Annotated in this window: 23 protein-coding genes, 4 tRNA genes, 1 pseudogene and 1 riboswitch; of the genes and pseudogenes, 16 read left to right on the top strand and 12 right to left on the bottom strand. The window is 70.0% G+C overall.

The genetic code is table 11. From position 1 onward, the window contains the following. The first annotated feature begins 134 nt into the window (after positions 1-134). Positions 135-1,412: a phosphoribosylamine--glycine ligase gene (purD, locus tag BN1187_RS02090; protein WP_235750549.1), complete on the top strand. Its 1,278-nt coding sequence runs from the start codon at positions 135-137 to the stop codon at positions 1,410-1,412. A 41-nt stretch (positions 1,413-1,453) separates the two neighbouring features. On the opposite strand, the gene BN1187_RS02085 is transcribed toward purD, so the two are convergent. Next, positions 1,454-1,843, bottom strand: coding sequence for a DoxX family protein (locus tag BN1187_RS02085; RefSeq protein WP_040158304.1), 390 nt, complete (start codon positions 1,841-1,843; stop codon positions 1,454-1,456). Positions 1,844-1,976: 133 nt separating this feature from the next. On the opposite strand from BN1187_RS02085, the gene purB reads away from it, so the two are divergent. Then, a complete protein-coding gene (gene purB, locus BN1187_RS02080) occupies positions 1,977-3,410 on the top strand; it encodes an adenylosuccinate lyase (protein WP_040158302.1) in 1,434 nt (477 codons plus the stop codon). A 42-nt stretch (positions 3,411-3,452) separates the two neighbouring features. Then, positions 3,453-4,310: pseudogene (locus BN1187_RS02075) on the top strand (phosphoribosylaminoimidazolesuccinocarboxamide synthase); the annotation flags it as partial. A gap of 33 nt (positions 4,311-4,343) precedes the next feature. Here BN1187_RS02075 and BN1187_RS02070 read toward each other — a convergent pair. Next, positions 4,344-5,285: an N-acetylglucosamine kinase gene (locus tag BN1187_RS02070; RefSeq protein WP_040158298.1), complete on the bottom strand. Its 942-nt coding sequence runs from the start codon at positions 5,283-5,285 to the stop codon at positions 4,344-4,346. 245 nt (positions 5,286-5,530) lie between these two features. Between BN1187_RS02070 and BN1187_RS02065 the strand changes: the two genes are divergently transcribed. The 7 genes from BN1187_RS02065 to BN1187_RS02035 all read left to right on the top strand — a co-directional run bounded on the left by BN1187_RS02065 (position 5,531) and on the right by BN1187_RS02035 (position 13,509). After that, positions 5,531-7,213, top strand: a complete 1,683-nt coding sequence (locus tag BN1187_RS02065) for a sunset domain-containing protein (protein WP_147675045.1) — start codon at positions 5,531-5,533, stop codon at positions 7,211-7,213. Between the two features lie 86 nt (positions 7,214-7,299). Next, positions 7,300-7,797, top strand: a complete 498-nt coding sequence (locus BN1187_RS02060) for a DUF4870 domain-containing protein (RefSeq protein ID WP_052462179.1) — start codon at positions 7,300-7,302, stop codon at positions 7,795-7,797. A 202-nt stretch (positions 7,798-7,999) separates the two neighbouring features. After that, the gene (locus BN1187_RS02055; RefSeq protein WP_040158296.1) at positions 8,000-9,466 is read left to right on the top strand and encodes an alanine/glycine:cation symporter family protein; all 1,467 of its coding nucleotides are present in this window, start codon (positions 8,000-8,002) and stop codon (positions 9,464-9,466) included. A gap of 74 nt (positions 9,467-9,540) precedes the next feature. After that, positions 9,541-11,010, top strand: coding sequence for an amidophosphoribosyltransferase (gene purF, locus BN1187_RS02050; protein WP_040158294.1), 1,470 nt, complete (start codon positions 9,541-9,543; stop codon positions 11,008-11,010). Further along, positions 11,007-12,068 carry a phosphoribosylformylglycinamidine cyclo-ligase gene (purM, locus tag BN1187_RS02045; protein ID WP_040158292.1) on the top strand — a complete coding sequence of 354 codons (1,062 nt, stop codon included), beginning with the start codon at positions 11,007-11,009 and terminating at the stop codon, positions 12,066-12,068. Before purF ends, purM begins: the two co-directional genes overlap by 4 nt. A gap of 122 nt (positions 12,069-12,190) precedes the next feature. Further along, positions 12,191-12,409, top strand: a complete 219-nt coding sequence (locus tag BN1187_RS02040) for a DUF3073 domain-containing protein (protein ID WP_040158291.1) — start codon at positions 12,191-12,193, stop codon at positions 12,407-12,409. Beyond that, positions 12,406-13,509: an alpha/beta hydrolase gene (locus BN1187_RS02035; protein ID WP_082034446.1), complete on the top strand. Its 1,104-nt coding sequence runs from the start codon at positions 12,406-12,408 to the stop codon at positions 13,507-13,509. Before BN1187_RS02040 ends, BN1187_RS02035 begins: the two co-directional genes overlap by 4 nt. Here the strand turns inward: BN1187_RS02035 and BN1187_RS02030 are convergent. Next, positions 13,500-14,255, bottom strand: coding sequence for a fructosamine kinase family protein (locus BN1187_RS02030; RefSeq protein WP_040158289.1), 756 nt, complete (start codon positions 14,253-14,255; stop codon positions 13,500-13,502). The genes BN1187_RS02035 and BN1187_RS02030 overlap by 10 nt on opposite strands. 63 nt (positions 14,256-14,318) lie before the next feature. Between BN1187_RS02030 and BN1187_RS02025 the strand changes: the two genes are divergently transcribed. Continuing rightward, a complete protein-coding gene (locus BN1187_RS02025; RefSeq protein ID WP_052462177.1) occupies positions 14,319-15,521 on the top strand; it encodes a protein kinase family protein in 1,203 nt (400 codons plus the stop codon). 53 nt (positions 15,522-15,574) lie between these two features. On the opposite strand, the gene BN1187_RS02020 is transcribed toward BN1187_RS02025, so the two are convergent. Both BN1187_RS02020 and BN1187_RS02015 read right to left on the bottom strand, forming a co-directional pair. After that, positions 15,575-15,648 (bottom strand) — tRNA-Phe (locus BN1187_RS02020). Between the two features lie 43 nt (positions 15,649-15,691). After that, positions 15,692-15,765 (bottom strand) — tRNA-Asp (locus tag BN1187_RS02015). Between the two features lie 226 nt (positions 15,766-15,991). Between BN1187_RS02015 and BN1187_RS02010 the strand changes: the two genes are divergently transcribed. Together BN1187_RS02010 and BN1187_RS02005 are read left to right on the top strand one after the other, a co-directional pair. Next, the gene (locus BN1187_RS02010; protein ID WP_040158286.1) at positions 15,992-16,252 is read left to right on the top strand and encodes a type II toxin-antitoxin system Phd/YefM family antitoxin; all 261 of its coding nucleotides are present in this window, start codon (positions 15,992-15,994) and stop codon (positions 16,250-16,252) included. Continuing rightward, positions 16,249-16,512 (top strand): type II toxin-antitoxin system RelE family toxin, encoded by a 264-nt coding sequence (locus BN1187_RS02005; protein ID WP_040158283.1) that lies wholly within the window; start codon positions 16,249-16,251, stop codon positions 16,510-16,512. Before BN1187_RS02010 ends, BN1187_RS02005 begins: the two co-directional genes overlap by 4 nt. Positions 16,513-16,729: 217 nt before the next feature. Here the strand turns inward: BN1187_RS02005 and BN1187_RS02000 are convergent. From BN1187_RS02000 to BN1187_RS01985, 4 genes are all read right to left on the bottom strand, one after another. After that, a tRNA-Glu gene (locus BN1187_RS02000) sits at positions 16,730-16,805 on the bottom strand. A gap of 298 nt (positions 16,806-17,103) precedes the next feature. Continuing rightward, positions 17,104-17,454 (bottom strand): DMT family transporter, encoded by a 351-nt coding sequence (locus BN1187_RS01995; protein ID WP_040158280.1) that lies wholly within the window; start codon positions 17,452-17,454, stop codon positions 17,104-17,106. Between the two features lies 1 nt (position 17,455). Continuing rightward, on the bottom strand, positions 17,456-17,770 hold the full coding sequence (locus BN1187_RS01990) for a DMT family transporter (protein WP_040158277.1): 315 nt from the start codon (positions 17,768-17,770) through the stop codon (positions 17,456-17,458). A gap of 13 nt (positions 17,771-17,783) precedes the next feature. Further along, positions 17,784-17,848: riboswitch (guanidine-III (ykkC-III) riboswitch) on the bottom strand. A gap of 70 nt (positions 17,849-17,918) precedes the next feature. Continuing rightward, complete coding sequence (locus BN1187_RS01985) at positions 17,919-18,614, bottom strand: hypothetical protein (RefSeq protein WP_040158274.1); 696 nt, start codon at positions 18,612-18,614, stop codon at positions 17,919-17,921. Between the two features lie 210 nt (positions 18,615-18,824). Between BN1187_RS01985 and BN1187_RS01980 the strand changes: the two genes are divergently transcribed. Continuing rightward, positions 18,825-18,900: transfer RNA gene (locus tag BN1187_RS01980), tRNA-Lys, on the top strand. Positions 18,901-19,105: 205 nt separating this feature from the next. Here the strand turns inward: BN1187_RS01980 and BN1187_RS14160 are convergent. Both BN1187_RS14160 and BN1187_RS14155 read right to left on the bottom strand, forming a co-directional pair. Further along, entirely contained in the window at positions 19,106-19,549 is a 444-nt protein-coding gene (locus tag BN1187_RS14160) for a hypothetical protein (protein WP_157754722.1), read from the bottom strand. Positions 19,550-20,018: 469 nt separating this feature from the next. Next, positions 20,019-20,195 (bottom strand): hypothetical protein, encoded by a 177-nt coding sequence (locus BN1187_RS14155; RefSeq protein ID WP_157754721.1) that lies wholly within the window; start codon positions 20,193-20,195, stop codon positions 20,019-20,021. Positions 20,196-20,264: 69 nt separating this feature from the next. Here BN1187_RS14155 and BN1187_RS01975 point away from each other — a divergent pair, with 69 nt between their 5' ends. Then, positions 20,265-22,721, top strand: coding sequence for an AAA family ATPase (locus BN1187_RS01975; RefSeq protein ID WP_157754720.1), 2,457 nt, complete (start codon positions 20,265-20,267; stop codon positions 22,719-22,721). Beyond that, positions 22,718-23,053 (top strand): hypothetical protein, encoded by a 336-nt coding sequence (locus BN1187_RS01970; RefSeq protein WP_052462175.1) that lies wholly within the window; start codon positions 22,718-22,720, stop codon positions 23,051-23,053. Before BN1187_RS01975 ends, BN1187_RS01970 begins: the two co-directional genes overlap by 4 nt. 99 nt (positions 23,054-23,152) lie before the next feature. Here the strand turns inward: BN1187_RS01970 and BN1187_RS01965 are convergent, their stop codons facing one another. Beyond that, on the bottom strand, positions 23,153-25,399 hold the full coding sequence (locus BN1187_RS01965; RefSeq protein WP_040158272.1) for an esterase-like activity of phytase family protein: 2,247 nt from the start codon (positions 25,397-25,399) through the stop codon (positions 23,153-23,155). Positions 25,400-25,537: the final 138 nt, after the last annotated feature.

Here is a 25,537-nt window from a genome sequence, read left to right as displayed (position 1 = left end):
CTTCCCGCCCGCGAGGTTCACCGCGCGTTAACGTGGTTGAGAAAGTGTTGAAACCTTCCGAAGACCGCCCAGCGGGCCTCCGGAGCGTCCCACCCTGGCGGCGCGCGGGCAGCGCCGTCGCTAGGGTGAGGCGCGTGACGGCTGAGCTGAACGTGTTGGTGGTGGGCAACGGAGGTCGCGAGCACGCGCTCGCGCTGGCGTTGAGCAAGGACCCTGCGGTGACGGGGTTGCACTGCGCGCCCGGGAACCCCGGGACGGCGGCGGTGGCCAAGAACCACGCCGTGGACGCGACGGATGGGGACGCGGTGGTCGCGCTCGCCCGGGACCTGGGCGTGAACCTCGTCGTCATCGGCCCCGAGGCGCCCCTGGTCGCCGGGGTGGCGGACGCCGTCCGCGTCGCCGGGATCGCCTGTTTCGGTCCGTCCGCCCGCGCCGCGCTGATCGAGGGCTCGAAGCAGTTCGCCAAGGAGGTCATGAACGCGGCGGGGATTCCGACGGCGGAGTCCCACTACTGCACCTTCGATATCGAGGTGGCCGCCGCGCTGGACGCCTTCGGACCGCCCTACGTCGTCAAGGCGGACGGGCTGGCCGGCGGTAAGGGCGTCGTCGTCACCGAGGACCGCGAGGTCGCGCGTCGGCACGCGGAGTCGTCGCTCCCGGTCGTCATCGAGGAGTTCCTGGACGGCCCCGAGGTCTCCCTGTTCGCGATCACCGACGGCACGACCGCCGTGCCGCTGCAGCCCGCACAGGACTTCAAGCGCGTCGGCGACGGCGACACCGGGCCGAACACGGGCGGGATGGGCGCCTACTCCCCGCTGCCGTGGGCGCCGGACGGCCTCGTGGACGCGATCATGTCCCGGGTCGTCCAGCCGGCGATCGACGAACTCGCCCGGCGCGACACGCCGTTCGCCGGGCTGCTGTACGCGGGGCTGGCGCTGACGTCGCGCGGGCTGAAGGTGATCGAGTTCAACTGCCGCTTCGGCGACCCCGAGACTCAGGCCGTGCTCTCGCTGCTCGAGTCGCCCCTGGGGCAGGTGCTTTACGCGGCCGCCACCGGGACGCTCGTCGACGTCGGGGAGCTGGAATGGAAGGACGGATCAGCGATCACCGTGGTGCTCGCCGCCGAGGGTTATCCCGGCAGGGCGGTCTCCGGCGGCGCGATCACCGGACCGCGGCTGGCGGGCTCCGACGACAACGTGCACATCGTCCACGCCGGGACGGACATCCGCGACGGGCACCTGGTCGCCGCCGGCGGCCGCGTCCTCGGCGTCGTGGCCCAGGCGTCCACCCTCGCCCGCGCGCGGGAGGACGCCTACGCCGCCGTCGACGAACTCGACTTCCCGACGGGCTTCTGCCGCCGCGACATCGCGCTACGCGCCGAGCGGGGGGAGATCCCGACGCCCACGCTGTGACGCGCGGTCAGGCGCTGCGCCGATCGGCGGCAGCGCTGGAGTCAGCGCTTGCGGGACGCCTCGATCAGCAGGCCGCCCAGGACGGACATGTTCGACCAGAAGGACGTCTGGTGGCGGCGACGGTCGGCGTCGTTGTCGGCGTCCCAGAAGGGGTGGCCGACCAGCGTGGTCGGCACCAGCGAGAGGGCCAGCCCGGTGGCGGCGACGCGCGGCAGGATGCCCAGGGCCATCGCCGTCCCACCGGCGACCATCGCGGCGCCGTTGAACGTGACGAGGTCCTCGCTCTCGACCGGCAGGTACGCCAGGCCGTAGCGGTCTCGGGCGGCGTCCAAGGGCTTGGCGACGGCGCCCGGGGACTTCAGCTGGTTGAGCCCGCCGTGGACGAAGATGCCGCCGAGCAGGGCGCGGCCGAGGACGGTGATGACCGACATGGGTCTCCTTTGCAGGTCGTGAGATCGGGCTGATCCAGAGGTCGAGCCTACTCGTGCCCGGAGCACGGGCCGCCGGGCGGGCCCTGGTGCCGTCTGCGACAATGACGCTGCCGTCGACCCGAGGAGTTCCGTCGTGACCGTCCCCAACGTGCTGGCCAGCCGCTACGCGTCCGCCGCGATGCAGGCCATCTGGAGCCCCGAGCAGAAGGTGGTGGCCGAGCGGGGACTGTGGCTGACCGTCCTGGAGGCGCAGCGCGACCTCGGCGTCGACTTCGGCGGGGACGACGCGGACACCGTCATCGCCGATTACCGCGCGGTCGTGGACCGGGTCGATCTGGCGTCCATCGCCGAGCGCGAGCGGGTCACCCGCCACGACGTCAAGGCCCGCATCGAGGAGTTCAACGCACTGGCCGGCCACGAGCACGTCCACAAAGGCATGACCAGCCGCGACCTCACTGAGAACATCGAGCAGCACCAGGCGCTCGAGGCGCTCAAGCTCGTCCGCGAGCGCATCGTCACCGTGCTGGTGCAGCTCACCCGACTCGCGGTGCAGTACCGCGACCAGCCGATCGCCGGACGGTCCCACAACGTCGCCGCGCAGATGACGACGCTGGGCAAGCGGTTCGCCACCGCCGCCGACGAGTTGCTCATCGCCTTCGCCCGCGTGGACGACCTCATCGACCGTTACCCGGCGCGCGGCATCAAGGGCCCGGTCGGCACCGCGCAGGACATGCTCGACCTCCTCGGCGGGGACGCGGCCAAGCTCGCCGAGCTCGAGAGGCGGGTCGCTGAGCACCTCGGCTTCAACCATGTGCTCACCTCGACCGGACAGGTCTACCCGCGTTCGCTCGACTGGGACACCCTCACCGCCCTCGCCCAGACCGCCGCCGCGCCGTCCAACGTCGCCACCTCGATCCGGCTGATGGCCGGCGCCGAGCTCGTCACCGAGGGCTTCAAGGAGGGCCAGGTCGGTTCGTCCGCGATGCCGCACAAGATGAACACCCGCTCCTGCGAGCGCGTCAACGGGCTGGCGGTGGTGATCCGCGGGTTCACGTCCATGGTCGGAGAACTGGCCGGCGACCAGTGGAACGAGGGGGACGTCTCGTGCTCCGTCGTCCGGCGCGTCGCGCTGCCGGACGCGTTCTACGCGATCGACGGCCTCTTCGAGACGTTCCTCACCGTGCTCGGCGAGTTCGGCGCGTTCCCGGCTGTCATCGAGGCGGAGTTGCAGCGCTACCTGCCGTTCCTGACCACGACGAAGGTGCTGATGGCGGCCGTCCAGCACGGGGTGGGACGTGAGCAGGCGCACGAGGCCATCAAGGAGCACGCCGTGGCCGTCGCCCTCGACATGCGCCGCCAGGGACTGCGTGACAACGACCTGTTCGACCGGCTGGCCGCCGACCCGCGCCTCGGCATCACCCGTGAGCAGTTGGACGCCGCCGTCGCCGAGCCCCTCGACCTCACCGGATCGGCCCGGCACCAGGTGGACGTCTTGGCCGAGCGCGTCCAGAAGCTGGCCGAGGAGTACCCGGCCGGGGCGTCCTACACGCCCGGCGACGTCCTCTGACCGGTGGCGTCTGCGCGGGGCGCGGGGGCCTAGGCTGATCGGGTGAACGATCCAGACGGCCTCCACCTCCCGCTGCTGCACGCCGGCAAGGTGCGCCGGCTCTACGACTGGCCGGGCGACGAGCCCCGCATGCTCATGGTGGCCACGGACGCCATCTCCGCCTTCGACCAGGTGCTGGTCACCGCGGTCCCCGACAAGGGCGCGGTGCTCACGCAGTTGTCGACCTGGTGGTTCGACAGGCTGGCCGCGCTGGTCGAGAACCACGTCGTCTCCACCGACGTCCCGGACGCCGTCCGTGGCCGCGCACTCATCGTCGAGAAGCTCGAGATGGTGCCGGTGGAGTGCGTCGCCCGCGGCTACCTGACCGGCTCGGGCTGGGCGGAGTACCAGGCGGACGGAACCGTCTGCGGCATCCCGCTGCCGCCCGGGCTGCGCGACGGCGACCGGTTGCCCGAGCCGATCTTCACCCCCGCGGTGAAGGCGCCGCTGGGTGAGCACGACGAGAACGTGCCCTACGAGCGCATCGTCGAACTCCACGGCGAGACGATCGCGGCCGGGCTCCGCGACCTGACGCTGGCGATCTACTCCGCCGCCGCAGAGATCGCGCACGGGCGCGGCATCATCTTGGCCGACACGAAGTTCGAGTTCGGACGCCGCCCCGACGGCACGATCGTCCTGGCCGACGAGGTGCTCACCCCCGACAGCTCCCGCTTCTGGGACGCCGCGGCCTGGCAGCCCGGACGTTCGCTTCCGAGCTTCGACAAGCAGTTCGTCCGTGACTGGCTGGTCCACGACTCCGGATGGGACCGCGACTCCGGCGAGCCCTGCCCGCCCCTGCCGGACGACGTCCGCGACGCCACCCGCGCCCGCTACGTGGAGGCGTACGAACGCCTCACGGGGGCGCCCTTCGCAGCCGGGGGCGTCCCCGCCTGATCAGGACGCGGCGCTCGGCGCCTTGGATGCCCGATGTGCGTACGACACCTGGGTGAACAGCGGGTGGTGCGTGTCGAGGCCGAGCAACGCGGCCGTGCCGTCGAGGATGTCGCCGACGCACGGCGCGAGCGCGAAGTCGGGCCACTGCAGCCGCAGGAAGTCGACGAACTGGCGGTGGATGCGCTCGGAGTCGAACACGCGTCCCAGCACCGCGACCCGGGGGACCGACGGGCCGCTCAGCCCCACCCGCCGGATCGCGGCCAGCGCCGCCTCGGACAGGTGCGCCGCGGCCTTGTCGACGATGATGCGCGCGACGCGGTCGGTGTCGGCCAGGCGGTTGACCTCGCCGGCCAGGGCGGCGATGCGCGCGACCTTGTTGGGGTCGGCCTGAAGTTCGAGGTAGGCGTGCTCGAGGTCGGTGAACTCGTCGGCGACCATGTCGGTCAGGGCGGTGAGCTGGCGGCGTCCATCGTGGCCGCGCATGGCCGCCTCGAGCGCGGTGCGCCCGATCCAGTAGGCGCTGCCGGCGTCGCCCATGATCCAGCCCCAGCCGTCCACCCGGGCGAAGCCGAGCGGCCCGACGCCGAGGCAGATCGTGCCCGTCCCGGCGGCGACCATCACGCCTTCGTTGTGGGCCAGCGAGCCCAGGTAGCAGGTGACCGAGTCGTGGGCGAGCGCGATCTCGGTGAAGCCGAGCTTCGACAGGGCGGGCGCCAAATCGTGCGCGGTCTCCCTGCCCAGCCCGCTGGAGCCGACCGCGAGCGACGACGCCTGCACCTGGGGGTGGTCGGCTAGGAAACTCTCGATGATCTGGATCCATTGCGGCGGCAGCGGCCGATCCGTGCGGACGCCGGGGAAGGTCGCCTCGAGCACGCCATGCGCGCCGACGGCACGGATCTTGCTGGTGGACTGGCCACCATCGAGGGCGATGAAGCTTTCCATGGCTCACCTCATAGGCTTGGCCGGGCGGCGTGGCCGGACGGAATCCGTTTGCTTCACGGTACTCGCGGCGGCTACCCCGGGGCCAGATCCGCAGGGGACCGGAACCCCCCTCCCGCGGCGTCGCAGCGCGATAGATGCGCTTTCTTGATCGGCGTTCGGACGCCGCGGGGCTGACGTTGTCGGGGCCGCGCTTTAGGGTGGGTTCGATACGGACAGAAAGTGAGGCTCGACCAATGGAACCGTGGATGTGGGCAGTGCTCGCCATCGTGGTGATCCTGATCGTCGTCATCGTGGTGCTGCGCCGCGGCCGTTCCGCCAACCAGGTGGACGCCGCCGACCGGCGGGAGACGAACCGGGACGCTGCGACCTCCCCCGTCGCGCAGCGTGAGCGCGACGAGCAGCAGACCATCGAGCGTCGCGAAGACGTCGCGCAGGCCACCGACGCGGGCAGCGCGGACGCCGCCGAGACCGCCGGCAGGCCGCGGCGCGCCATCGATGACACCGATCCCGATGTGCGCAGCGACGCCGACCTGGGCGGCGACCGGCGCACCGGCTCGAGCGCGTGGCGCGACACCTCCACGGACGAGGCGCGCCAGAGCACGGAGCAGACGCCCGACGGCGAGAGCGCCGAGCGCCGGACCGTTTCCGGTCTGAGCGACGCAGGCGCCGAGACGGATGTGCGCGACGACGAGTTCGACAACGACGTGACTGACGCGACCCTCGAGGAGGGCGGCCACTCGCCTCGCCTGCGCCGCGCCGAGAAGGACACGTCGGAAGCCGACGAGGAGCTGCGTCGCGCCGAGTACGACCCGACCCTCAGCGACGAACTGCGCCGGCGTCCCGAGGACGTGGCGGACGAGTCGGACGAGGCGGGCCGGCGCGACGAGTTCGCGGGCGAGAGCCCCAACACGGACGATCCCTTCGCCCGTTCGGACGACGACTCGTGGCGTCACGCCGACGCCACCCAGGCCGAGGTCGGCGACACCGCGCCGGTTGACGTCCACGGCAAGGGCGTCGCGGACGAACGGGCCGCCCAAGAAGATGCGGCGCAGCGGCACGGCTTCGTCGCCGGCGCGGGCGCGGGCGCGGGCACGATCGGCCAGCGCGCCGACCTTGGGCACGATCAGGGCGACCTGGGTCACGAGCAGGCCGCGCCCGGCACCGAGGTGGCCCCCGAGGAGACCGTGCGTCCCGACTTCGAGCAGGGCGACGTCACCGAGCAGTCCTACGATGCGCTGGCCAACGAGGAGGATCACGTCCCCCTCGAGGCGGCGAAGGCCGACCGCGAGTCCGGCGGCCACACCGACGAGCAGCGCGCCGAGGCCACGCAGGCCGAGGACGATCTGAGCCCCGCCGGGGCGGCTCCCGTGGGCGCCGCGCTCGGCCAGCAGGATCAGCCCCAGGCGGCCGAGGACGCCGACCCGAGCGACGACGTCCCCACCGAGCAGGGCCCGGCGCACGTCGCGACGCCCGAGTTCGTCACCGAGGACGGCGTCGGTGGCGATCCGCTGCACGACGACGATGGCGACGACGAGTTCGAACAGCACGGCGAGACCGCGAGCCTCGGCTCGGGTCAGCAGGAGCCGGCCGTCATCGAGGCCACCGCCGAAGGCGAGACCGCCAACCTGGAGGCGGCGCCGACGTCCGACTTCGACGCGGCCGTGCCGTCCTCCGGCCCGTCGGTCGAGCCCCAGGACGAGGAGCCGCTGGCCGCCGGCTGGGACGGGCCTTTCGGCCCCGGTTCCGCGGACGCCGGCCCCGACGGCTCCGGCCCCGAGGGCTGGACGGTGAAGGGCGCCAAGACCACGAAGGTGTACCTGACGCCCGATATCCCGGTCTACGACCAGGCCAAGGCGAACGTCTGGTTCATCGACGAGGCCCGCGCCCAGGACGCCGGCTTCCGGCGCTGGGACCTGCCGAAGAACTGACCCGACGCATCGCCCGACGGGGCCCGCGCCAGCCATGGCGCGGGCCCCGTCTCCGTCCGCGATGGCGGGACCGCTAGCCTGGGCCCATGAGCAACGCCCCTCGTCAGCCGGACGACCCCAGGCCCGACTTCGCGCCGCCGGTCACCGAGCCGGTCTGGCCGTCCCCGGCGCCGGACGCGGTCCCGGTGTACGGGCCCGCGGCTTTCGGCTGGCAGAACGGCCCCGACCGCCTGCACGCCTGGCCGCCGCAACCCGAGCCGGACCCGGCCGAGCGCACCGCGATGGCGCGGGCGCACTGGATCGGGGTGCTCACCCACTGGGTCGGCCCGCTCGTCACGCTCCTGACCGCCGGCAAGCGCAGCGCGTTCGTCTGGGACGAGGCCGCCGAATCCCTCAACTGGGAGATCACGGTCGCCTGCCTGGTGGCCCTCAGCGTGGTGCTGATGATGGTGTCGCGACTGCTCGGGCTGAGCCTGCTGCTGCTCGTGGTCGCGGCGTCCGTCGTGTTGCGGCTGCACGCCGCGTCGGTGGCGTCCCGGGGCATGCACGCGCGCTACCCGGTGGCGCTGCGCCTCGTCCGCTGACCCCTGGCCGGCCGAAAGCGTCGCCGCGGTCGGGCCGCTGACCGTGGAAACTGGCCGCCGCCGCTGTCCCGAGCGGAGATTTCGGGGGCGAATCAGGATCCATCGCGTGGGAAATGCTTGACATCGTGACGAGTTCTGAAAAAGTTCAGCCACCATTCCCGCCGCGGACGACCTGAGCCGTCCCCCTGCGAGAGGACTCCGTATGGAGGCTTTCACCGAATTCCTCAACGCCCTCGACAGCTTCGTCTGGGGTCCCTTCTTCCTCATTCCCCTGCTGCTCGGAACGGGACTGTGGCTCACGATTCGCCTCACCGGCCTGCAGTTCCGCAAGCTCGGCAGCGCCCTGCGCCTTGCCCTCGTCGACCGCCACGACGAGGGCGTCGACGCCGGAGCCGGCGAGATCTCCCAGTACCAGGCCTTGACGACCGCGCTGGCCGCGACCGTCGGCACCGGCAACATCGTCGGCGTCGCGACCGCGATCTCCGTCGGCGGCCCCGGCGCTCTGTTCTGGATGTGGGTCACCGGCCTGCTCGGCATGGCCAGCAAGTACTCCGAGGCGTTCCTGGCCGTCCGCTTCCGGCACCGCGACGTCTCCGGCGAGGTCACCGGCGGCCCGCAGTACTACCTCAAGGACGCCATCGGCGGGAAACTCGGCACGTTCCTGTCGGTCTTCTTCTCGATCGCGGCCGTCATCGCCACCTTCGGCATCGGCAACGGCACGCAGGCGAACTCGATCGCCGGCAACATCCACAACTCCTTCGGCGTCCCGACCTGGATCACCGGCGTCGTCATGGCCATCGTCACGCTCGTCGTGCTGGTCGGCGGCATCAAGTCCATCGGAAAGGTCACCGCCGGCTTCGTGCCCATCATGATCATCCTCTACGTCGGCGCGGCCCTCGTCCTGCTCGGCATGAACGCGGGGCAGATCCCGGACGCCTTCGCGCAGATCTTCGCGGACGCCTTCACCGGCACCGCGGCCACCGGCGGCTTCCTCGGCTCGTCGATCATGATCGCGGTGCAGATGGGTACGGCGCGCGGCATCTTCTCCAACGAGTCCGGCATGGGCTCGGCCGCCATCGCCGCCGCGGCCGCGCAGACCAGCCACCCGACCCGCCAGGGCCTGGTATCGATGACCCAGACCTTCATCGACACCATCATCGTCGTCACGATGACGGGCCTGGTGCTGGTCATCACGGGTCAGTGGACCGGGGGCCGCGCCAACGCGTCCGTCCTCACCTCGCAGGCCTTCGACGTCGGCCTAGGCGTCAGTTGGGGCCACTACATCGTCACGGTCGCGTTGGTGATGTTCGCCTACTCCACGATCCTGGGCTGGTGCTACTACGGCGAGCGCAACATCGAGAAGCTGTTCGGACGCCGCTGGGTCATGCCCTACCGCGTCGTGTTCTCGCTGGCCGTGTTCGTCGGCTGCGTCGCCTCGCTGGATCTGGTGTGGACGTTCTCCGACCTCGCCAACGGCCTGATGGCCACCCCGAACCTCATCGGGCTGCTCATCCTGTCCGGCTTCATCGCGCGAGAGACGAAGTACTACCTCGACCACGACCCGAAGCTGAAGGCGAACAAGGCCGAGGTGGACGCCTTCATGGCGGGCCACGAGGGCGCCATCGACGCCCACTGGCACGGCATCAAGCACTCGGCGCGTCACCGCTGAACGCCTGCCGTCCAACCCCGACGACGTGCCGGGCCGCTGACTGCGGCCCGGCACGCCTGTCATAGACTGCCCCCGTGACGTTCTCCGACGGCCGCTCCGGCCGTGCTCTGGACCCCTGCGGCGACCCCAAGCCCAACGAGGAATGCGGTGTCTTCGGCGTCTGGGCCCCCGGCGAGGACGTCGCCAAGCTCACCTACTACGGGCTGTTCGCGCTGCAGCACCGCGGCCAGGAGTCCGCCGGCCTCGCGGTCAGCAACGGCGACCGCATCATGGTCTTCAAAGACATGGGCTTGGTTTCCCAGGTCTTCGACGAGAACGCGTTGAACTCTCTCACCGGCCACCTCGCGGTGGGGCACACCCGATACTCGACGACGGGGGCGTCCGTCTGGAAGAACGCCCAGCCCACCTACCGCGCCACCGGCTTCGGCGGCCTGGCGCTGGCCCACAACGGCAACCTCACGAACACCGACGACCTGGTGGCCTGGCTGCACGAACGCGATGCGGACGCGGACGTGAAGCCGAAGGAGGCCATGGACTCCACGAACGACACCTCGCTGATCACCGCGCTGCTGGCCACCTTCCCGACGCTGGAGGAGGGCGTCCGCGCGGTGCTGCCGCGGCTGCAGGGCGCGTTCTGCCTGGCGTTCATGACCGGCCGGACGCTTTATGCCGCCCGCGACCCGCAGGGCATCCGCCCGCTGGTGCTCGGACGCCTGCACAACGGCTGGGTCATCGCGTCCGAGACCGCCGCTCTCGACATCGTCGGCGCGGCGTTCATCCGCGAGGTGGAGCCCGGGGAGTTCGTCATCGTGGACGAGGCCGGCCTGCGCACCGAACGGTTCGCCCAGGCCGACCCCAAGGGTTGCCTGTTCGAGTACGTCTACCTGGCCCGCCCCGACACGACGATCGCGCAGCGTCGCGTCTACTCGGTGCGCGTCGAGATCGGCAAGACCCTCGCCTCCGAGGCGCCCGTGGACGCCGACCTCGTGATCCCCACGCCGGAGTCCGGCATCCCGGCCGCCATCGGCTACGCGGAGGCGTCCGGCATCCCGTACGGGCTGGGCCTGGTGAAGAACGCCTACGTCGGACGGACGTTCATCCAGCCCTCCCAGACCATCCGGCAGCTGGGCATCCGGCTGAAGCTGAACCCGATCCGGGACGCCATCGAGGGCAAGCGCCTCGTCGTCGTGGACGACTCGATCGTGCGCGGCAACACCCAGCGCGCGCTGGTGAAGATGCTGCGCGAGGCGGGCGCCGCCGAGGTGCACGTGCGCATCAGCTCGCCGCCGGTGGAGTGGCCCTGCTTCTACGGCATCGACTTCGCCAGCCGCGCCGAACTCATCGCGCCCGGCCTCTCCACCGAGGAGATCTGCCGTTCCATCGGCGCCGACACGCTCGGCTACATCAGCCTCGAAGGGCTGGTCGCGTCGACCGGCGTCCCGGGCGGGCGGCTGTGCCGAGCCTGCTTCGACGGCCGGTACCCCATCCCGATCCCGGCCGGCCAGGCCGAACTGATGCACCTCAACGCAGGAGACCGACGATGACCGAGCAGTCCGCCTACGCCGCCGCCGGTGTCGACATCGAGGCCGGCGACCGCGCCGTCGAGCTGATGAAGGCGCACGTCGCGCGCACCCACCGCCCCGAGGTGCTGGGCGGCCTGGGCGGCTTCGCCGGCTTCTTCGACGCGTCGGCGTTCAAGAACTACGCGCACCCTGTGCTGGCCACCTCGACCGACGGCGTCGGCACGAAGGTCGCGATCGCGCAGGCGATGGACGTCCACGACACCGTCGGCTTCGACCTCATCGGCATGCTCGTGGACGACCTCGTCGTCGTCGGCGCGGAGCCGCTGTTCGTCACCGACTACATCGCCTGCGGGCGCGTCGTCCCGGAGCGCATCGCCGCCATCGTCCAGGGCATCGCCGCGGCCTGCGAGGCGGCGGGCGCGGCACTGCTGGGCGGCGAGACCGCCGAGCACCCCGGCCTGCTGGGCGCGGACGAGTACGACATGGCCGGCGCGACAACGGGCGTCGTCGAGGCCGATCGCATCCTCGGCCCCGACCGGGTGCGGCCGGGTGACGTCGTCGTCGGGCTGGCGTCCTCGGGGCTGCACAGCAACGGCTACTCGCTGGTGCGGCACGTGCTGCTGAACCGCGCGGGCTGGAGGCTCGACCGGGACGTCCCCGAGTTCGGCCGGACGCTCGGTGAGGAACTGCTCACGCCCACCCGCGTCTACGCCCGCGACATCCTCGCGCTCATCGACGCCGCCGAGGTGCACGCGATCAGCCACATCACCGGGGGAGGGCTGGCCAACAACCTGGCGCGGGTCCTCCCGGACGGTGTCGCCGCGATCCTGCAGCGCCCCAGCTGGACGCCGGGCCCGGTCTTCCAGGTCGTCCAGGCCGTCGGCGAGGTCAGCCAGGCCGACATCGAGGCGACCCTCAACATGGGCGTCGGCATGGCGCTCGTCGCCCCGCCCGAGTCGGTGGACGCCCTGCTCGGCGCGTCGCAGGCTCGCGGGCTGGACGCCTGGGTGCTCGGCGAGACCGTCGCCTCGTCCGGCGCCGCGACCGTCGAGCTCACCGGTGCCCATCCGCGCACCTAGGCGCCGCCACGGCGGTCGAACGAGCTTTGTATTACGCGTCGGATTGGGTACCCTGACTTCACGATTAATTGACAGATACCCGCGGCGTTGACCGCTTTGAGTAGCTAAGGGGGTCGACCCGGATGGGGCGCGGCCGTGCTAAAGCGAAGCAGACTAAGGTCGCTCGCGATCTGAAGTACCGGACCTACGAGACGGACTTCTCCTCGCTCGAGCGAGAACTTCGAGGCAACCAACCCGAAGACCTCCCACCGCAGGAAGACGATCACTACGCGGAGTATGCGGATCGCTACACCGACGGCGAGGACGACGAGCCCGGCGATTACGGACGCCGCTACGGTTGACGACCGCTCTTCCCATCCCCGATGGGGCGAATCGCACGGACGTGGTCGAGGAGTGGCGACCTGACATCCTCGACGGGTTCGAGCGCCGCGATCTGCCACTCACGGCCGAGCCGCTGGACGAGGAGCCCGACGTTCCGCTGGTGGCGACGCTCGTGCGGCACACGTTGGCGGCAGACCCGGAGCGCGACGAACGCGAACGCGCGGTGCTGTACGTCCACGGCTGGAACGACTACTTCTTCCAGGCGCACCTGGCGGAGTTCTTCGAGCGGCAGGGCATCACGTTCTACGCCGTCGAGCTGCGCCGCTATGGGCGCAGCTATCGGACGGGCCAGCTCGCGGACTACATCGACGATCTCGCCTCCTACGCGGAGGAATTCGACCGCGCGTTCGCGGTGATGGGCGAGCACCACGCGTCGCTGTCGCTGATGGGGCACTCGACGGGCGGCCTGAGCGGCGCGCTGTATGCAAGCACCCACCCGCGGCGCCTCGATTCGCTGATCCTGAACTCGCCGTGGCTCGACATGTGGGGACCGCCGGGGCTGATGACCGTCATCGAGTCGGTGATCCGCGGTGTTTCGATGGCCCGGCCGACGTCCGCGCTGAAGCTGCCCGAGATGCGCGGCCTCTACGTCACGGACGTCCAGCACGAGGACGGCGGCGAGTGGGACTTCACGATGGAGCGCATGCCGTCGCCACCCGTACCGGTGCGGTTCGGCTGGGTGCGCGCGGTGTTCCGCGGACACGCCCAGGTCGCGGCCGGGCTCGACATCACCTGCCCGGTGTTCATCGCCTGCTCGACCCGCAGCGCGCTGACGCCGCCGGAGACGGAGAAGCTGTCCGGAATCACCGACACCGTCCTCGACGTCGACAAGATCGCGGGGCGCGCCGCGAAGCTCGGTCCGTTGGTGACGCTCGTGCGCATCCCGGACGGCATCCACGACCTCACGCTGTCCCGGCCGCCGGCCCGGCAGCGATTGTTCCGGGAGCTGGCACGCTGGCTCGGCGCCTACGTCAGCCTGGACGCCGTGGACGATCTACGCCACGACGACCGGGACGCCGCCCGCGACAGCGCTGGCGAGGACGACGAGCGTCAGAGGTAGCGACGCGCCGCCGCGGCGGCCTGCGAGCCGTACCCGCCGCCGAACAGCACCGCGTGCACGAGCAGCGGGTGCACCTGGTGCAGGTCGATCACCTCGCGCCAGTCGTCCGGGAGGTACGTCGACGTCGCGGCGTAGCCGTCCAGGATGTCGCCGAGGTGCGGCGTCCCGAACAGCGCGAGCATGGCCAGGTCGGTGACCCGGTGTCCGCCGTGGGCGGCCGGGTCGATGAGGCCGACTCCCGTCGGCGTCCACAGCACGTTGCCGCTCCACAGGTCGCCGTGGATGCGCGCCGGCGGGGCCTCGTCGTCGAAGTCGCCGTCGTCGAGCCGGGCGGCGAGCGCGACGATCACGTCGAACTCCGCCGTGCTCAGGGCACCCTGCGCCCGAGCTTGCTCCGCGTAGGGCAGGCAGCGCTGGTGGGCGTAGAAATGGCCCCAGGCGTCCTCCGGATCGAGGCTGAGCGGCGCCTCGCCGATGTAGCCATCGCTGTTCCAGCCGTCCGGTCCGACGCCGAACGCGGACGCCCCCGCGTCGTGTAACCGCGCCAGCCCGGCGCCGAACGTCCGCGCCGCCTTCCCGCTGGGGGAGGCCGAGTCGAGCCGCTCGATCTCCAGGTGGTCCGGCCCCACGTCGACGACCTTCGCCACCCGGACGGCCTCCGGCTCGGCCAGCCACTCCAGCCCGGCGGCCTCCACCTCGAAGAAGCCGGACGGGGCGTGGGCGCGGTTCTTGGTGATCGTCTCCATGCGCTCCATTCTGCTGCGCCACCGCGCCTCCGTTCGCTTGTCCGGTGTGGTGGACTAGCTCGCATGGCGAACAGGGCGGACCAGGAGCGGGCGCTGGATTGGTTCACCGGACCGCAGCGCGCCGGCATCGTCCGCGCGGCCCTGGCTGCCCTGGGCCGGCCCGACCCCGAGCACCTGCTCGTCGGCGTCGACCGGGTACACCACCGGCCGGAGGTCGACACGACGGTCCTGTACTCGCTGAACCTGACGTCGGCCGATCCCGCCGTCGCCAAGCCCGAACTCGTGCTCATCGTGACCACCGCGGCGCTGCCCGAGGGGGTCGCGTCCTTCGAGTACGACGGGCTGACGCTGCGCACCTGGAAGCACCCCGACGACCCGAGGCTGCCCGCGCTGCAGGCGGTGGACGACCCGGAGCGGCTGCGCGCGTGGCTGCCTTCGGAGCGCCGCGACGGCGGCGCCCGGGGTCAGCTGCTGTCGTACCGGCCGCTGCGCCGGGCCGTCGTGCGTCTCGACGGGGGAGGGAAGCGCTACTACGTGAAGCTGATCCGCGCCGACCGGGCCGCGGGACTCTCCCGGCGCTACCGGCTGCTGGACGCGGCCGGGCTCGGGCCGGTGGTCGCCGGCGAACCCGAGGACGGCGTCCTGGTCGCCGAGAAGGTCCCGGGTCGCTCGCTGGCGCACGCCCTGGTGGCCTGGCACGACAACCCGTCGGCTCTGCCGGCGCCGCAGGAGGTCGCCGACCTGCTCGACCGCATGCCCGACGGCCTGCTGGCGCTGCCGCGCCGCGAGTCGTGGGCCGAGCGCGCCGACTTCCACGGCGCCACCGCGGCGGCCGCCCTGCCGCAGCACGCGGGGGAGATCCGTTCGATCACCCAGCACCTCCAGCGGCTCGTCGCGGACGCCCCGACCGGCCCGGTCGTTCCGACCCACGGCGACTTCTACGAGGCCAACGTCTTCGTCGCGAAGGGGCACTTCACCCGCATGATCGACGTGGACGCCGCGGGCCCCGGCCTGCGCGAGGACGACCTGGCCTGCCTCCTCGGGCACCTGGCGGTGCTGCCGGACCTCTCGCCGAGCCACTACCCGCGGATCGTCGAGGTCACGCAGTCGTGGGGCGCGGCGTTCGAGCAGATGGTGGCCCCGGCCGCACTCCGGGCGCGGACCGCCGGGGTCATCCTGAGCCTGGTCGCGGGGACGACGCCCGCGCACGCGCTGGCCCGACTCGACCTGTGCCGGGCCTGGCTCTATCGCGCCGAATCGTGCTGAGCGGAGGCCGAGGAAAAAGAAGAGGGACGCCTCGCGGCGTCCCTCTTCGCTTGTGGCCAGGGCCGGGGTCGAACCGGCGACCTTTCACTTTTCAGGCGAACGCTGCTACCAGCTGAGCTACCTGGCCGTGTCCTGACGGACAGTCAAAAGCGAGAAGCTCGCCTCTGCAGCGACCCCGACGGGACTCGAACCCGCGACCTCCGCCGTGACAGGGCGGCGCGCTAACCAACTGCGCTACGGGGCCAGATTTCTGGCCGCTGACCCGCGTGGGCCAGCCGTGAAACTATAACGTACCCGGCGCCTCGGAACGAAATCGACGCGTCCCGGGCCCCGGAACCGGCAGCGACCAGCGTAGGGGCACAGCCTGGCGCCCCAACGGGATGTGCAACGCAGCGCCCATGTCGATGAGGTGACAGCTGCGTGAATGCGCGGAGATGTACATTTCTGTCACTAAGTGACACTCTGTGGGCATGACCGAACTCACTGTGACCGATGCGCGGGCTCGGCTCGCCGACGTGGTCGATGAGGCTCGCGTGAAGCACGACCCCATCTACCTGACGCGCCGCGGACACCGGGTTGCTGCCGTCATCGATGCGGACGACCTTGAGCGCCTCATCGAAGCAGCCGAGGACCTGGCCGACATCAAGGCTGCCCGCGCAGCGCGCGAGGAGGTCGCGACCGCGGGCACGATTCCCTGGGACGTGGCGAAGGCTGACTTGGGCCTCGCGTGACGTACAGCATCGAGATCAGCCCCGGTGCCGCCCGCCAACTCAAGAAGCTCGACGGGGTGGCGCGGCGGCGCATCCAGGCCGCCATCGAACTCTTGGCCGAAGAACCGCGCCCGGCAGGGGCGAAGAAGCTCGTGGGCGGGGGCGGCGAGTGGCGCGTCCGTACGGGTGACTTCCGCATCGTGTACGAGATCAACGACGGAGTGCTGGTCATCCTCGTGCTGGCCGTCGGGCATCGCCGAGAGATCTACCGCACACGCTGACGCGCAGCCCATATTGTCGCGCTCCACGCGCGATTCTCAGCGCGGCGCGATGGTCAGCGAGAGCGTCTGTCCCGCCAGGGTGACATCCGGGCCAACGATGTCCAGGAGCCCAGCAAACAGATCTGTGGGCACAGGGTTCGCGACGGCGAATTTTGCACCGGAAAGACGACAGAAGCCCCTGACCCGGCTCAATGCCTTGTCAGGGGCTTCTTGGTCTTGGCATCCCCAACGGGATTCGAACCCGTGCTGCCGCCGTGAAAGGGCGGAGTCCTAGGCCGCTAGACGATGGGGACTCGCTCGCAAGATCATAGGGCATCGCGGTGGTTCACCCAACTTGCGCGCGTGCTGTCGCAGCCCGTCAGGCGTAGAAGCCCGCCAGGTCGGCGATCAGCTGGATCGTGCCGCTGCTGTTGTTGCGCAGCGTCACGAGCCGTCGCTGCCCACCTTCGTCATCGCCAGGCTCGGCACGGTGGCGCCGGGGGCGAAGACGCGGGGGATGCGGAAGGAGCCGAGCGCGCTCAGCGTAGGCAGGAAGAGAGGCGCTATGCGACACCTGTCTCAACGTGTCGCGGCGGGATCTTCCGATCCCCCTCAATCGTTATCGGCGGACGCTCGGCGTCCTGGCTGGGCCGGGACGAGTTTGAGCCCGGCCACCGCGCCGATGATGCCGGCGATGAACACGACCTTGGCGATCGAGATCGGCTCTTCGCCGGTCGCCATCGCGTAGGTGACGGTGAGCGCGGCGCCGACGCCGGTCCAGACGGCGTAGGCCGTCCCGATCGGGATGTGCTTGGCCGCCCACCCGAGGCCGAGCATGCTCGCCACGTTGGCGACGAGGAAGACCGCGGTGGGGCCGGGTTCGGTCAGGCCGTGGGACATACCCAACGCGGTGGCCCAGATCGCCTCGAAGACCGCGCTGACCAGCAGGACGAGCCACGCCATGTCAGCTCACCGCCTTCAGTCCGACGACGCAGCCGACCAGCAAGATCAGCAGAAGGACGCGGGCGAGCGTCGGGCGCTCCTGGCTGGTGGCGAACCCCCACACGACGGTGAGGGTGGCGCCGATCCCGCCCCAGACGGCGTAGGCGGTGCCCGTCGGGAGCGTCCGCATGGCGTAGGCGAGTCCGGCCATGCTCGCGACGACCGCGACGACGAAGAGGAGGGTGGGCCGCCAGCGACGGAACCCGTGGGACGCGGAGAGTGCCGTAGCCCAGACGGCCTCGAGCATCCCCGACGCGATGAGGACCAGCCAGTCCATGATGAAAACCCTTGCTGGCAGTCTTGTCGTGGTGCGGGTACTGCTCCCTCGTCCGCGAGCCCGATCGCCGGGTTCCGATGTCCACTCTAGCGCCGGGGGCGACGGACGCCCGCGTGGTTTCTGGGCCTTGTCGCGCGCGGCAGGGCAGTCAGCGGGGCGGGCGAGAGAGGTCGCCGGCGTCCGTGATGAGCCAGGAGTCGTCCAGGTCGCTGATCCAGCCGGCGCAGGTGCCCCAGACGCTGTCGGGCAGGTAGCCCGCGGCGGCGTCCGACGGCTCGATGACGCGGCCGCCGGTCTGGGCGGCGATCGTGCGCAGGTGGCCGGGGTCGAGCAGGCTGATGGGCAGGCACTGCAGCTTGCCGGTGATGGTGTTGGCGCGGAGGGTGTCGAGGGTGCGGTCGTCGAAGTCGGCGGCGACCCAGACGAAGGGACGGCCTTGCTTGGCGGCGATCCCGAGGACGTTCAGCGTGGCCGACAGTTCGGTCACCTCGCCTTCGCAGACCAGCACGAGGGGGTCGGCGAGCACGGCCAGTCCGAGGGAGCCGACGTTGAGGAACTCCGGGTCGGGCGCGCCCGCGGGGATCGTCTGCGATTCGTCGCGCCGGGCGATCAGGGCGGACTGGCTGCTCGACGGCGCCGCGGACTGCTCGGCGGCGTTGCCGCGGAGTGTGACCTCCGGGAGGTAGCGGACGTCGCTGCCGTCCCAGCCCGGAACGTCCCCGGGGGGCGCCTCGGTGAGGTCGCGCAGCGTCTTGCCCTGCCTGGACTGGTCGCGCGCCCAGCCGATGGCCACGACCACGCCGCCGACGGCGATGATCGCGATGATGATGATCTCGGGGCTCACGTTGCCTCCTGCGTGCCCGGGTGGCGTTGTCCGCCGAGTCGAACGTAGCGGATGCGCGCGGTGCGGTGGACGGGGATCGCCGGGCTCGTCGGCTCGGCGGCGTGGATCGCCGAACCGGCGGGGCGGGCGGACGAACGGCTACAGTGTCCGCTGCGGAGCTCGCCGGTACGACGTCGCACGCCGACGTCAGTTCTGCCGGTGGATCAGCGAGGGCCTATAGCTCAATTGGCAGAGCAGCGGACTTTTAATCCGCGGGTTCTGGGTTCGATTCCCAGTGGGCCCACCAGCAAGGTCACAAGTTTTCGGGCGTGCGGGCCTCCGGCACAGGGCCGGACTCGTGCACCTGTGACATTTGACACCGAGCCCGATTGGTTTCTCGGGCTGAGCCGACCACTAGCGCGGGGACGGTCGTCGGATGAGTTGGTGGCGCCTGGCAGACGCGGCTACTCAAAACGGCGGCCGACTGTTCTGACGAGCCTGTCACTTGACTCTCATGGCTGGGAGCGACGTGGCCACATGCGTCTTCCGTCCAGCTCGTCACGTGCAGCATTAACGAAGAGAGCTCGGACGGTGAGTACCTGTTGAATCTCAACACCGTTTCCTAAAAGGATCAAGGAATCCACGAGATCTTGAGCCGCCTCAGAACATCTAAGGGAACAGAGCAATGCCACTGCGGCGAACGCGCGCGTGATGGGGAGCTGATCCGTCGAGACCTCGTTGCCACGGGGGCTGAGGGTTGGATTGACCGGGATCTTCGATTTGTTGAGTGTGCCATCTGGCGCCCGACGAATGAGATCATCAGCGGTGCTCAGAAACGTTACGCAAGCGTCACGTTTCGCATCAAATCGAGTGTCATCGCGGGCACGGGCGGAGTTGAGCCAAAAACCGACGATCACACCGATGAACCCGATGATTGGCGAAATCCAAAGCTCCATCTGTGCTCTCCTACCTCTAACCGGTCGCGGTCGCGGCTACGTAACGAGTAACAACGCGTGGCGAAGTCGCACCTTCGACACCTTACCTTTGTCGGCTCTCAGCGCGGACAAAATCCGGCGCTGTCTGGGCTCCACAGATCACCCAAACTGGCTTGCAGTTGTGTTGCGGGCCCGAGCTGCCCTTAGAAATCCGCCTCTGGGTATGTCTGCTGACCTCTGGGGCTCACGAACGCGTGAATCTAGCCTCCCTCCGTTTGGCTCCCCTTTCGTTGGGTCCGTCCTCACGCCAGCAGGGACACCCACTCGTCTGGGGCCACGCGTCGAGGGGGCATCTGCTCGGATCTGTGCTTTGATCGCAGGGCACGTCGAGTCGAGGGGACGCGTTCTGCTGTCGTCGCCCATGTCTTTGCGGCGGCGCTGCCTGGCGCGGCCTCGGGCTTGGCCGCGGGGGAGGAAGCGGCCTCGCTGGTCAGCGGTACGACGGCCTTCGCCAGGTCGGCTTGGTTGTGAGTTGCACCTCGAAGTCCTCGTAGTTGGTGACGTCGACGAAGACCGGCCCGTGGTCTGGTGTCGAACTGGTCAGCGTCGCCGCTTCTCGGGCCGCAGGCATCGCGCGAGCTGCAGGAATCACGGGGTTCTGGGGCATGCAGTGAGGCGCTTCGGCTGGCCTCTCGCCATGCGAGGCTGTGCATCTAATGTGATTAGGGAGGGCCACATGGGTGAGGCTCAGCGCCTGGCAGACACAGTATGGAAGGCGCTCGATAGCTCAGACCTCGACGAGGAGGTGAAGTACCTCGTGGCTGCCGCGGTCGAGGGCCAACAGGCCTTTGACAGTTACCTGGGCGGCGGGGCCTTGCCGGCTAAGCCCGACGACGCTCTGACGGAGGCCGTGGAGGATCCGGCGGGTGCGTATCTGACGCGGATAGGCGTCGAAGGGTTCCGTGGGGTCGGCCCGCACGCCAAGCTGCCATTGGCGCCGGGCCCCGGGCTGACGGTGGTGACCGGACGAAACGGTTCGGGGAAGTCCAGCTTCGCGGAGGCAGTCGAGATCGCTCTGACCGGCCGCTACTCACGGGCCGCGGACCGCCCCGCGGAGTGGAGTCGAGGCTGGCGCAACTTGCACCACGACACGGCTTGCGTCGACGTCGGGTTGGTGATTGAAGGCGGCGCGGATGCCGTGGCCACTGTGCGGTGCACCTGGGCTAAGGAAGCTACGTTGGTCGAGGAAGCTACCGTCGTCCTGCAGAGAGGGCGAGGCCGGGCAGAAGCACTCGCCGCTTTGGGATGGGCCGATGCGCTGACGACCTATCGCCCCTTCCTGTCGCACAACGAGCTCGGTCAAGTGCTCGTCAAAGAGCCCAAGGTCCTCTTCGACTCGTTATCGGCGATCCTCGGCCTCGGCGCGGTCACTGACGCCCTCGAGCGACTGGCAGAGGCGTCGAAGGCTCTGCGGGAGCCCTTGATGCGGGCCAAAACAGACGCCAAGGAGCTGGCGGAGGAACTGACTGGTGTCGAAGACGAGCGGGCTAGTCGGGTGGCGGCCCTGCTGCGGAGTCGCACCTGGGACCTCGATGCCGTGCGCGACATCGCCTCCGGAGGGGCGAGGGCGGTGGGCTCGGAAAGCGAGGTAAGACTGCTGGACCGCGTGGCGCTCATCCAACTCCCCTCCCCGGATCGGGTGGATGCTGTCTGCAGCGAACTCACCGATGCGCTTGCCGGCGTGTTGGCGCAGACGCTGGCTTCCGGGCCGGACGAGGAGGTTGCCGAGCTACTCCAACGCGCACTGGCATGGCAGAGCCATGCGGGTGAGGACCCCGTCTGTCCCGTGTGCGAGCAGGGTGTACTGACGGGGTCCTGGGTTGAGGACGCCCAGGCGAAGTTGGGGCGGCTCACCGAGGCGTCCAACACTGCCCAAGGGGTGAGGCGCCGGGTCACCGTGGCAGAGCGTGCCTGCCGTGATCTCATACCGCCCGTCCCTGAATGGCTCGCGGACGTCCCGGTTGCGTCGGCCCAATCTCTGTTGGACGCCTGGATGGGGTTGGCGGCGTTGCCAGATGGCGTGTCCGCGCTGCCCGAGCATATCGCGCTATGGATGCAGGAGGTGCGCCACCAGTTGGATGACTGCACCGCTGAGGCAGACGCCGAGCTCCGTCGTCGCGAGGGTATCTGGCTTCCCATCGCTGCGCGCTTGTTGGAGTGGGTGGCCCTCGCACAGGTCGTTGAGGACGACGCGCCCAGGCGCGAGCGTACGCTGGCAGCCCAGAAGTGGCTCAAAGAGACCGAGGACGGGATTCGGAACGCGCGGCTGCGGCCGCTAGCCACACAGGCCGCACAGATCTGGTCGATGCTGCGCCAGGAGAGCAACGTCGAATTTGCGGGCATCAAGCTGGAGGGGGCGAAGACCCGCCGTCGCGTTGACCTGGACGTCCGCATAGACGGCAGCGGCTCGTCCGCGCTCGCTGTGATGAGTCAAGGCGAGCTGAACGCGCTCGCACTGAGCATCTTCCTGCCGCGGGCGACCGTTCCGCAGAGCCCGTTTCGCTTCCTGGTGATCGACGATCCGGTGCAGGCGATGGATCCGAGCAAGGTCGATGGACTAGCCCGCGTGCTGCACGCCGCGGCTGAGACCCGGCAGGTCATCGTCTTCACCCACGACGACCGGCTACCCGAGGCGCTGCGCCGGCTACAGCTCGACAGCACGATTCTGTCGGTCGCCCGCGGCTTGAAGTCCGTGGTGGAAGTCGAGACGGTCCTGACCCCGCCCCGACGCTACTGGTCTGACGCGGACGCGCTGTTGCGCGATGACAACGTGAGCGATGCGGTAGCGCAGCGGGTAGTACCTGGGGTTCTGCGGTTGGCGCTAGAGGCGGCTTGCCAGCAGAAGATCAGGCAGGCGCGGCTCAGCCGGCCTGGATGCTCGCACGCGGCCGTCGAGGAACTGTTGCGGCAGCACAAGATGCTTTATCCGTTGATGGCACTCGCCCTGTTCGACGACGCGAGCAGGACTGGCGACGTGCTGAACCGGCTCAACGGCTGGGGGCGCTGGGCGGCAGACACGTTTCGCGAGCTGAACTCCGCCGCGCATCGGGGCGCCGACCGGCGCCTCCTCGACGAACTCAGGTCCGGCACCCGAGGCCTTATCAAGAAACTCGACCAGTGGGGGGCGGAGTGAGCGACGGGATCGAGACGGCGCGGCTGATCCTCGCCGACGGCGTCCGCGGCTGGCCGCGCGGCTGTGCGTTCGTGCTGCGGATGGAGCTCGAGGGCTGGGTGCGCGAGCAATCGCAGCGTCTCGACAAGCGCCTCCCTGACGCGACCATGCGTTCTCAACTGCTCTGCCTCAGCCAGACCGTTTCCCTCGAGACGGCCGGCCGAGCGACCTACGCCTGGCACCGACTCAGCGAGGCCTGCCACCAGCACGCGTACGACCTGGCACCCACGGGAACGGAGTTGAACGCTCTGCTCGCCGAGGTGGAGTCGCTCATCGCCGCCGACGAGACCTGATGCACCCTTGGCCTCCCGCGCCGCCGCGGGACGTGGCGGTTCCGGACAGCGGAACGGCCCGGGCCCACGCGGAGGTGAACCCGGGCCGTCCGGCATCGGTCAGCGGAAGACGCGTCCGAGCTTGAGGAACACCGTCTCACCGGTGTTGTCCTGCAGGGCGTCGTTGTCGGTGATGACATAGACGTCGCCGCGCTCGTCGACGGTCATGCCCTCGAGCTTCTCCTGCACCCAGCCCTTCGGCTTGGCCAGGTCGGGCAGCACGTCGTGGGCAAGCTTCTTCGTCAGCACCGGCAGCGGCTGGCCGTCGGCCACCCCCGGCTGGTCGAGCGTGACGGTGTAGAGGCGCTTCACCTTCGCGGCCGGCCCGCTCAGCTTGTCGCGCTCGATGACGGCCAGCTTGTTCTTGCCGACCCACGTGATCTCGGACAGGCCGATCCAGTCGCCCTTCGCCGAGGGGGCCTCCAGCGGGTAGCCCCACCACGTGAACGCGCCCGACGCGACGTCGTAGGCGCCGATGCGGGTCACCTTTTCGCCCTTGGCCTCGCGCTGCATCGCGATGTAGAGCGTCTTGCCGTCCGGGGTGCCGGTGATGCCCTCGATGCCTTGCTTGCTGAGCTTGTCCGTGTAGGACGCCGGCAGCGCGACCTCCTTCAGCACGGCGCCCTTCTCGTCGAGCTGCACCAGCTTGTTCTCGGGGCCGGTTGCGCCCTCGACGCCGAGCCAGAAGCCGCCGCGGGGGTTGTGCCAGATGCCCTCCGCGTCGTAGCTGGCCTGCTTGCCGTCCTTGGTGACGGGCAGTTGGGCGACGATGTCGGCCGGGGCACGGCGGGCGTCCACGGTCAGGATGCGGGTGTTCTTGTACGCCGAGTCGGTCGTCGTGTAGAGGACGCCGGGGCGTCCGGACGCCGACAGCGCGCCCAGGGCGCCCCAGCCGATGCCCTTGGACGACGTGAGCTGCGGGTAGTCGGCCGGGCCGCGCTCCAGCCGGTAGAGCTGGATCCCCGCGCGGATGCCGGTCTCCGGGTCGTCGGTCTCGGACGACACCAGGAACAGCCCTCGCGTCGGGATCGGCAGCAGGCCCTCGGGGCCGGGCAGGGACGGCAGCATCTGCACGAACCGCGGCCTGGCCGGGTTCTCGACGTTGTAGACGTTGACGAAGTTCGACCGCTCGGAGCCGACGAACGCGTACCGGGTGCCCTTGTAGGTGGCGACGGCCAGGCCCTCGGGCTCGGTGCCCTTCTTGGCGGCGCGGTCTTCGTTCCACTGGCCGTTGGCGATCGCGGACCGCTCGAAGGAGTTCCCGGCGTCCCAGGTGATCTTGCCGCTGCGGGAGTCGAAGATCGTCCAGCCGCGTGTGCCGCCCTTCCAGTCGCCCTCGTTGGCGGTGGCGACGTGGGTGTTGTCGATCCAGCCGATGGAGTCGGGCTCGCGGGGGACGTCCGTGATCGAGCCCGTCGGGTCGATGACCCCGTCCTTCTTCGTGTCGATGCCGGTGACCGTGTTCGTGCCCGCGGAGAACGACGAGACGACCTTGCGGGAGCGGATGTCGACGATCGCGACGTGGTTGTTCTCCTGCAGGGTCACCGCGACGCGGCGTCCGTCGGGGGACACCTTGACGTACTCGGGCTCCGGATCGGTCGGAGCGACCATGCCCGGCAGGTTCGCGAGGTTGACGTGCTCGACGGACCAGCCCGACACCGGCCCCCGCAGGGAGACGACGGCGAGCTCGCCGCCGGGCAGTTGCGGCAGGTCGCCCTTCTTGCCGCCCGCAGGGGTCGCGTCCTCGTCGCGCTGGTTCTCGATGGCGATGACGGCGGTGTCGCCGTTGGGGGTCACGTCGATCGAGTCGGGCTGGCCGCCCAGGTCGATGGTGCGCAGCAGGACGCGCGTCCGCGGGTCGAAGACCATCATCTTGCCGCTGGGCTTGGTGAAGTCCGTCGTGGTGTCGACGCAGACGATCAGGTGGCGCGCGGTCGCGTAGACGGACGTGGGCTCGCCGTCCACCGCGACGGTGCCGGTGCCGCGCGGGTGGTTCGGGTCGCTGATGTCGACGAAGCCGATGCGCTTGCCGGCGGCGTCGGTGTAGATCGCGGTGCGGCCGTCCTTCGTGACGGTCGAGATCTCCGAGACCGCCTCCTTCGTCGGGTCGGCAGCATTGCTGTAGGCGCCGAAGGTGGAGACGCGGTTGAAGACGCGCTCCTGCCTGTGGTGCCGGCCGTGGTCGCGCCCGTGGGCGTCCGCGGTCGTCGTCGACAGCCCGATGCTGGGCACGGCAACCACGCCGGCGGTCAGCAGCGCGGCGGTCCAGCGCTTGGCCCGAGTGGGGCCGGTGGTCTCGTGGAACACGTCAGATCCTCCATTGGTCCGGATAGGGATGCATCGGTTCGGGGTAGGGATGCCCCGTCAGCTTCGCCGGTGCGTCGTTCATCCAGGAGGCGGAGAGGTGAACGGGCGGTTAAGCCTCCGGTCAGCCCGGCCGTACGT

It is taken from the genome of Nigerium massiliense, assembly GCF_000826085.1.
GTDB lineage: Bacteria > Actinomycetota > Actinomycetes > Propionibacteriales > Propionibacteriaceae > Propioniciclava > Propioniciclava massiliense.
The sequence above is the reverse complement of the archived record's forward strand: the minus strand, read 5'-3'. Positions and strand labels throughout refer to the sequence as shown.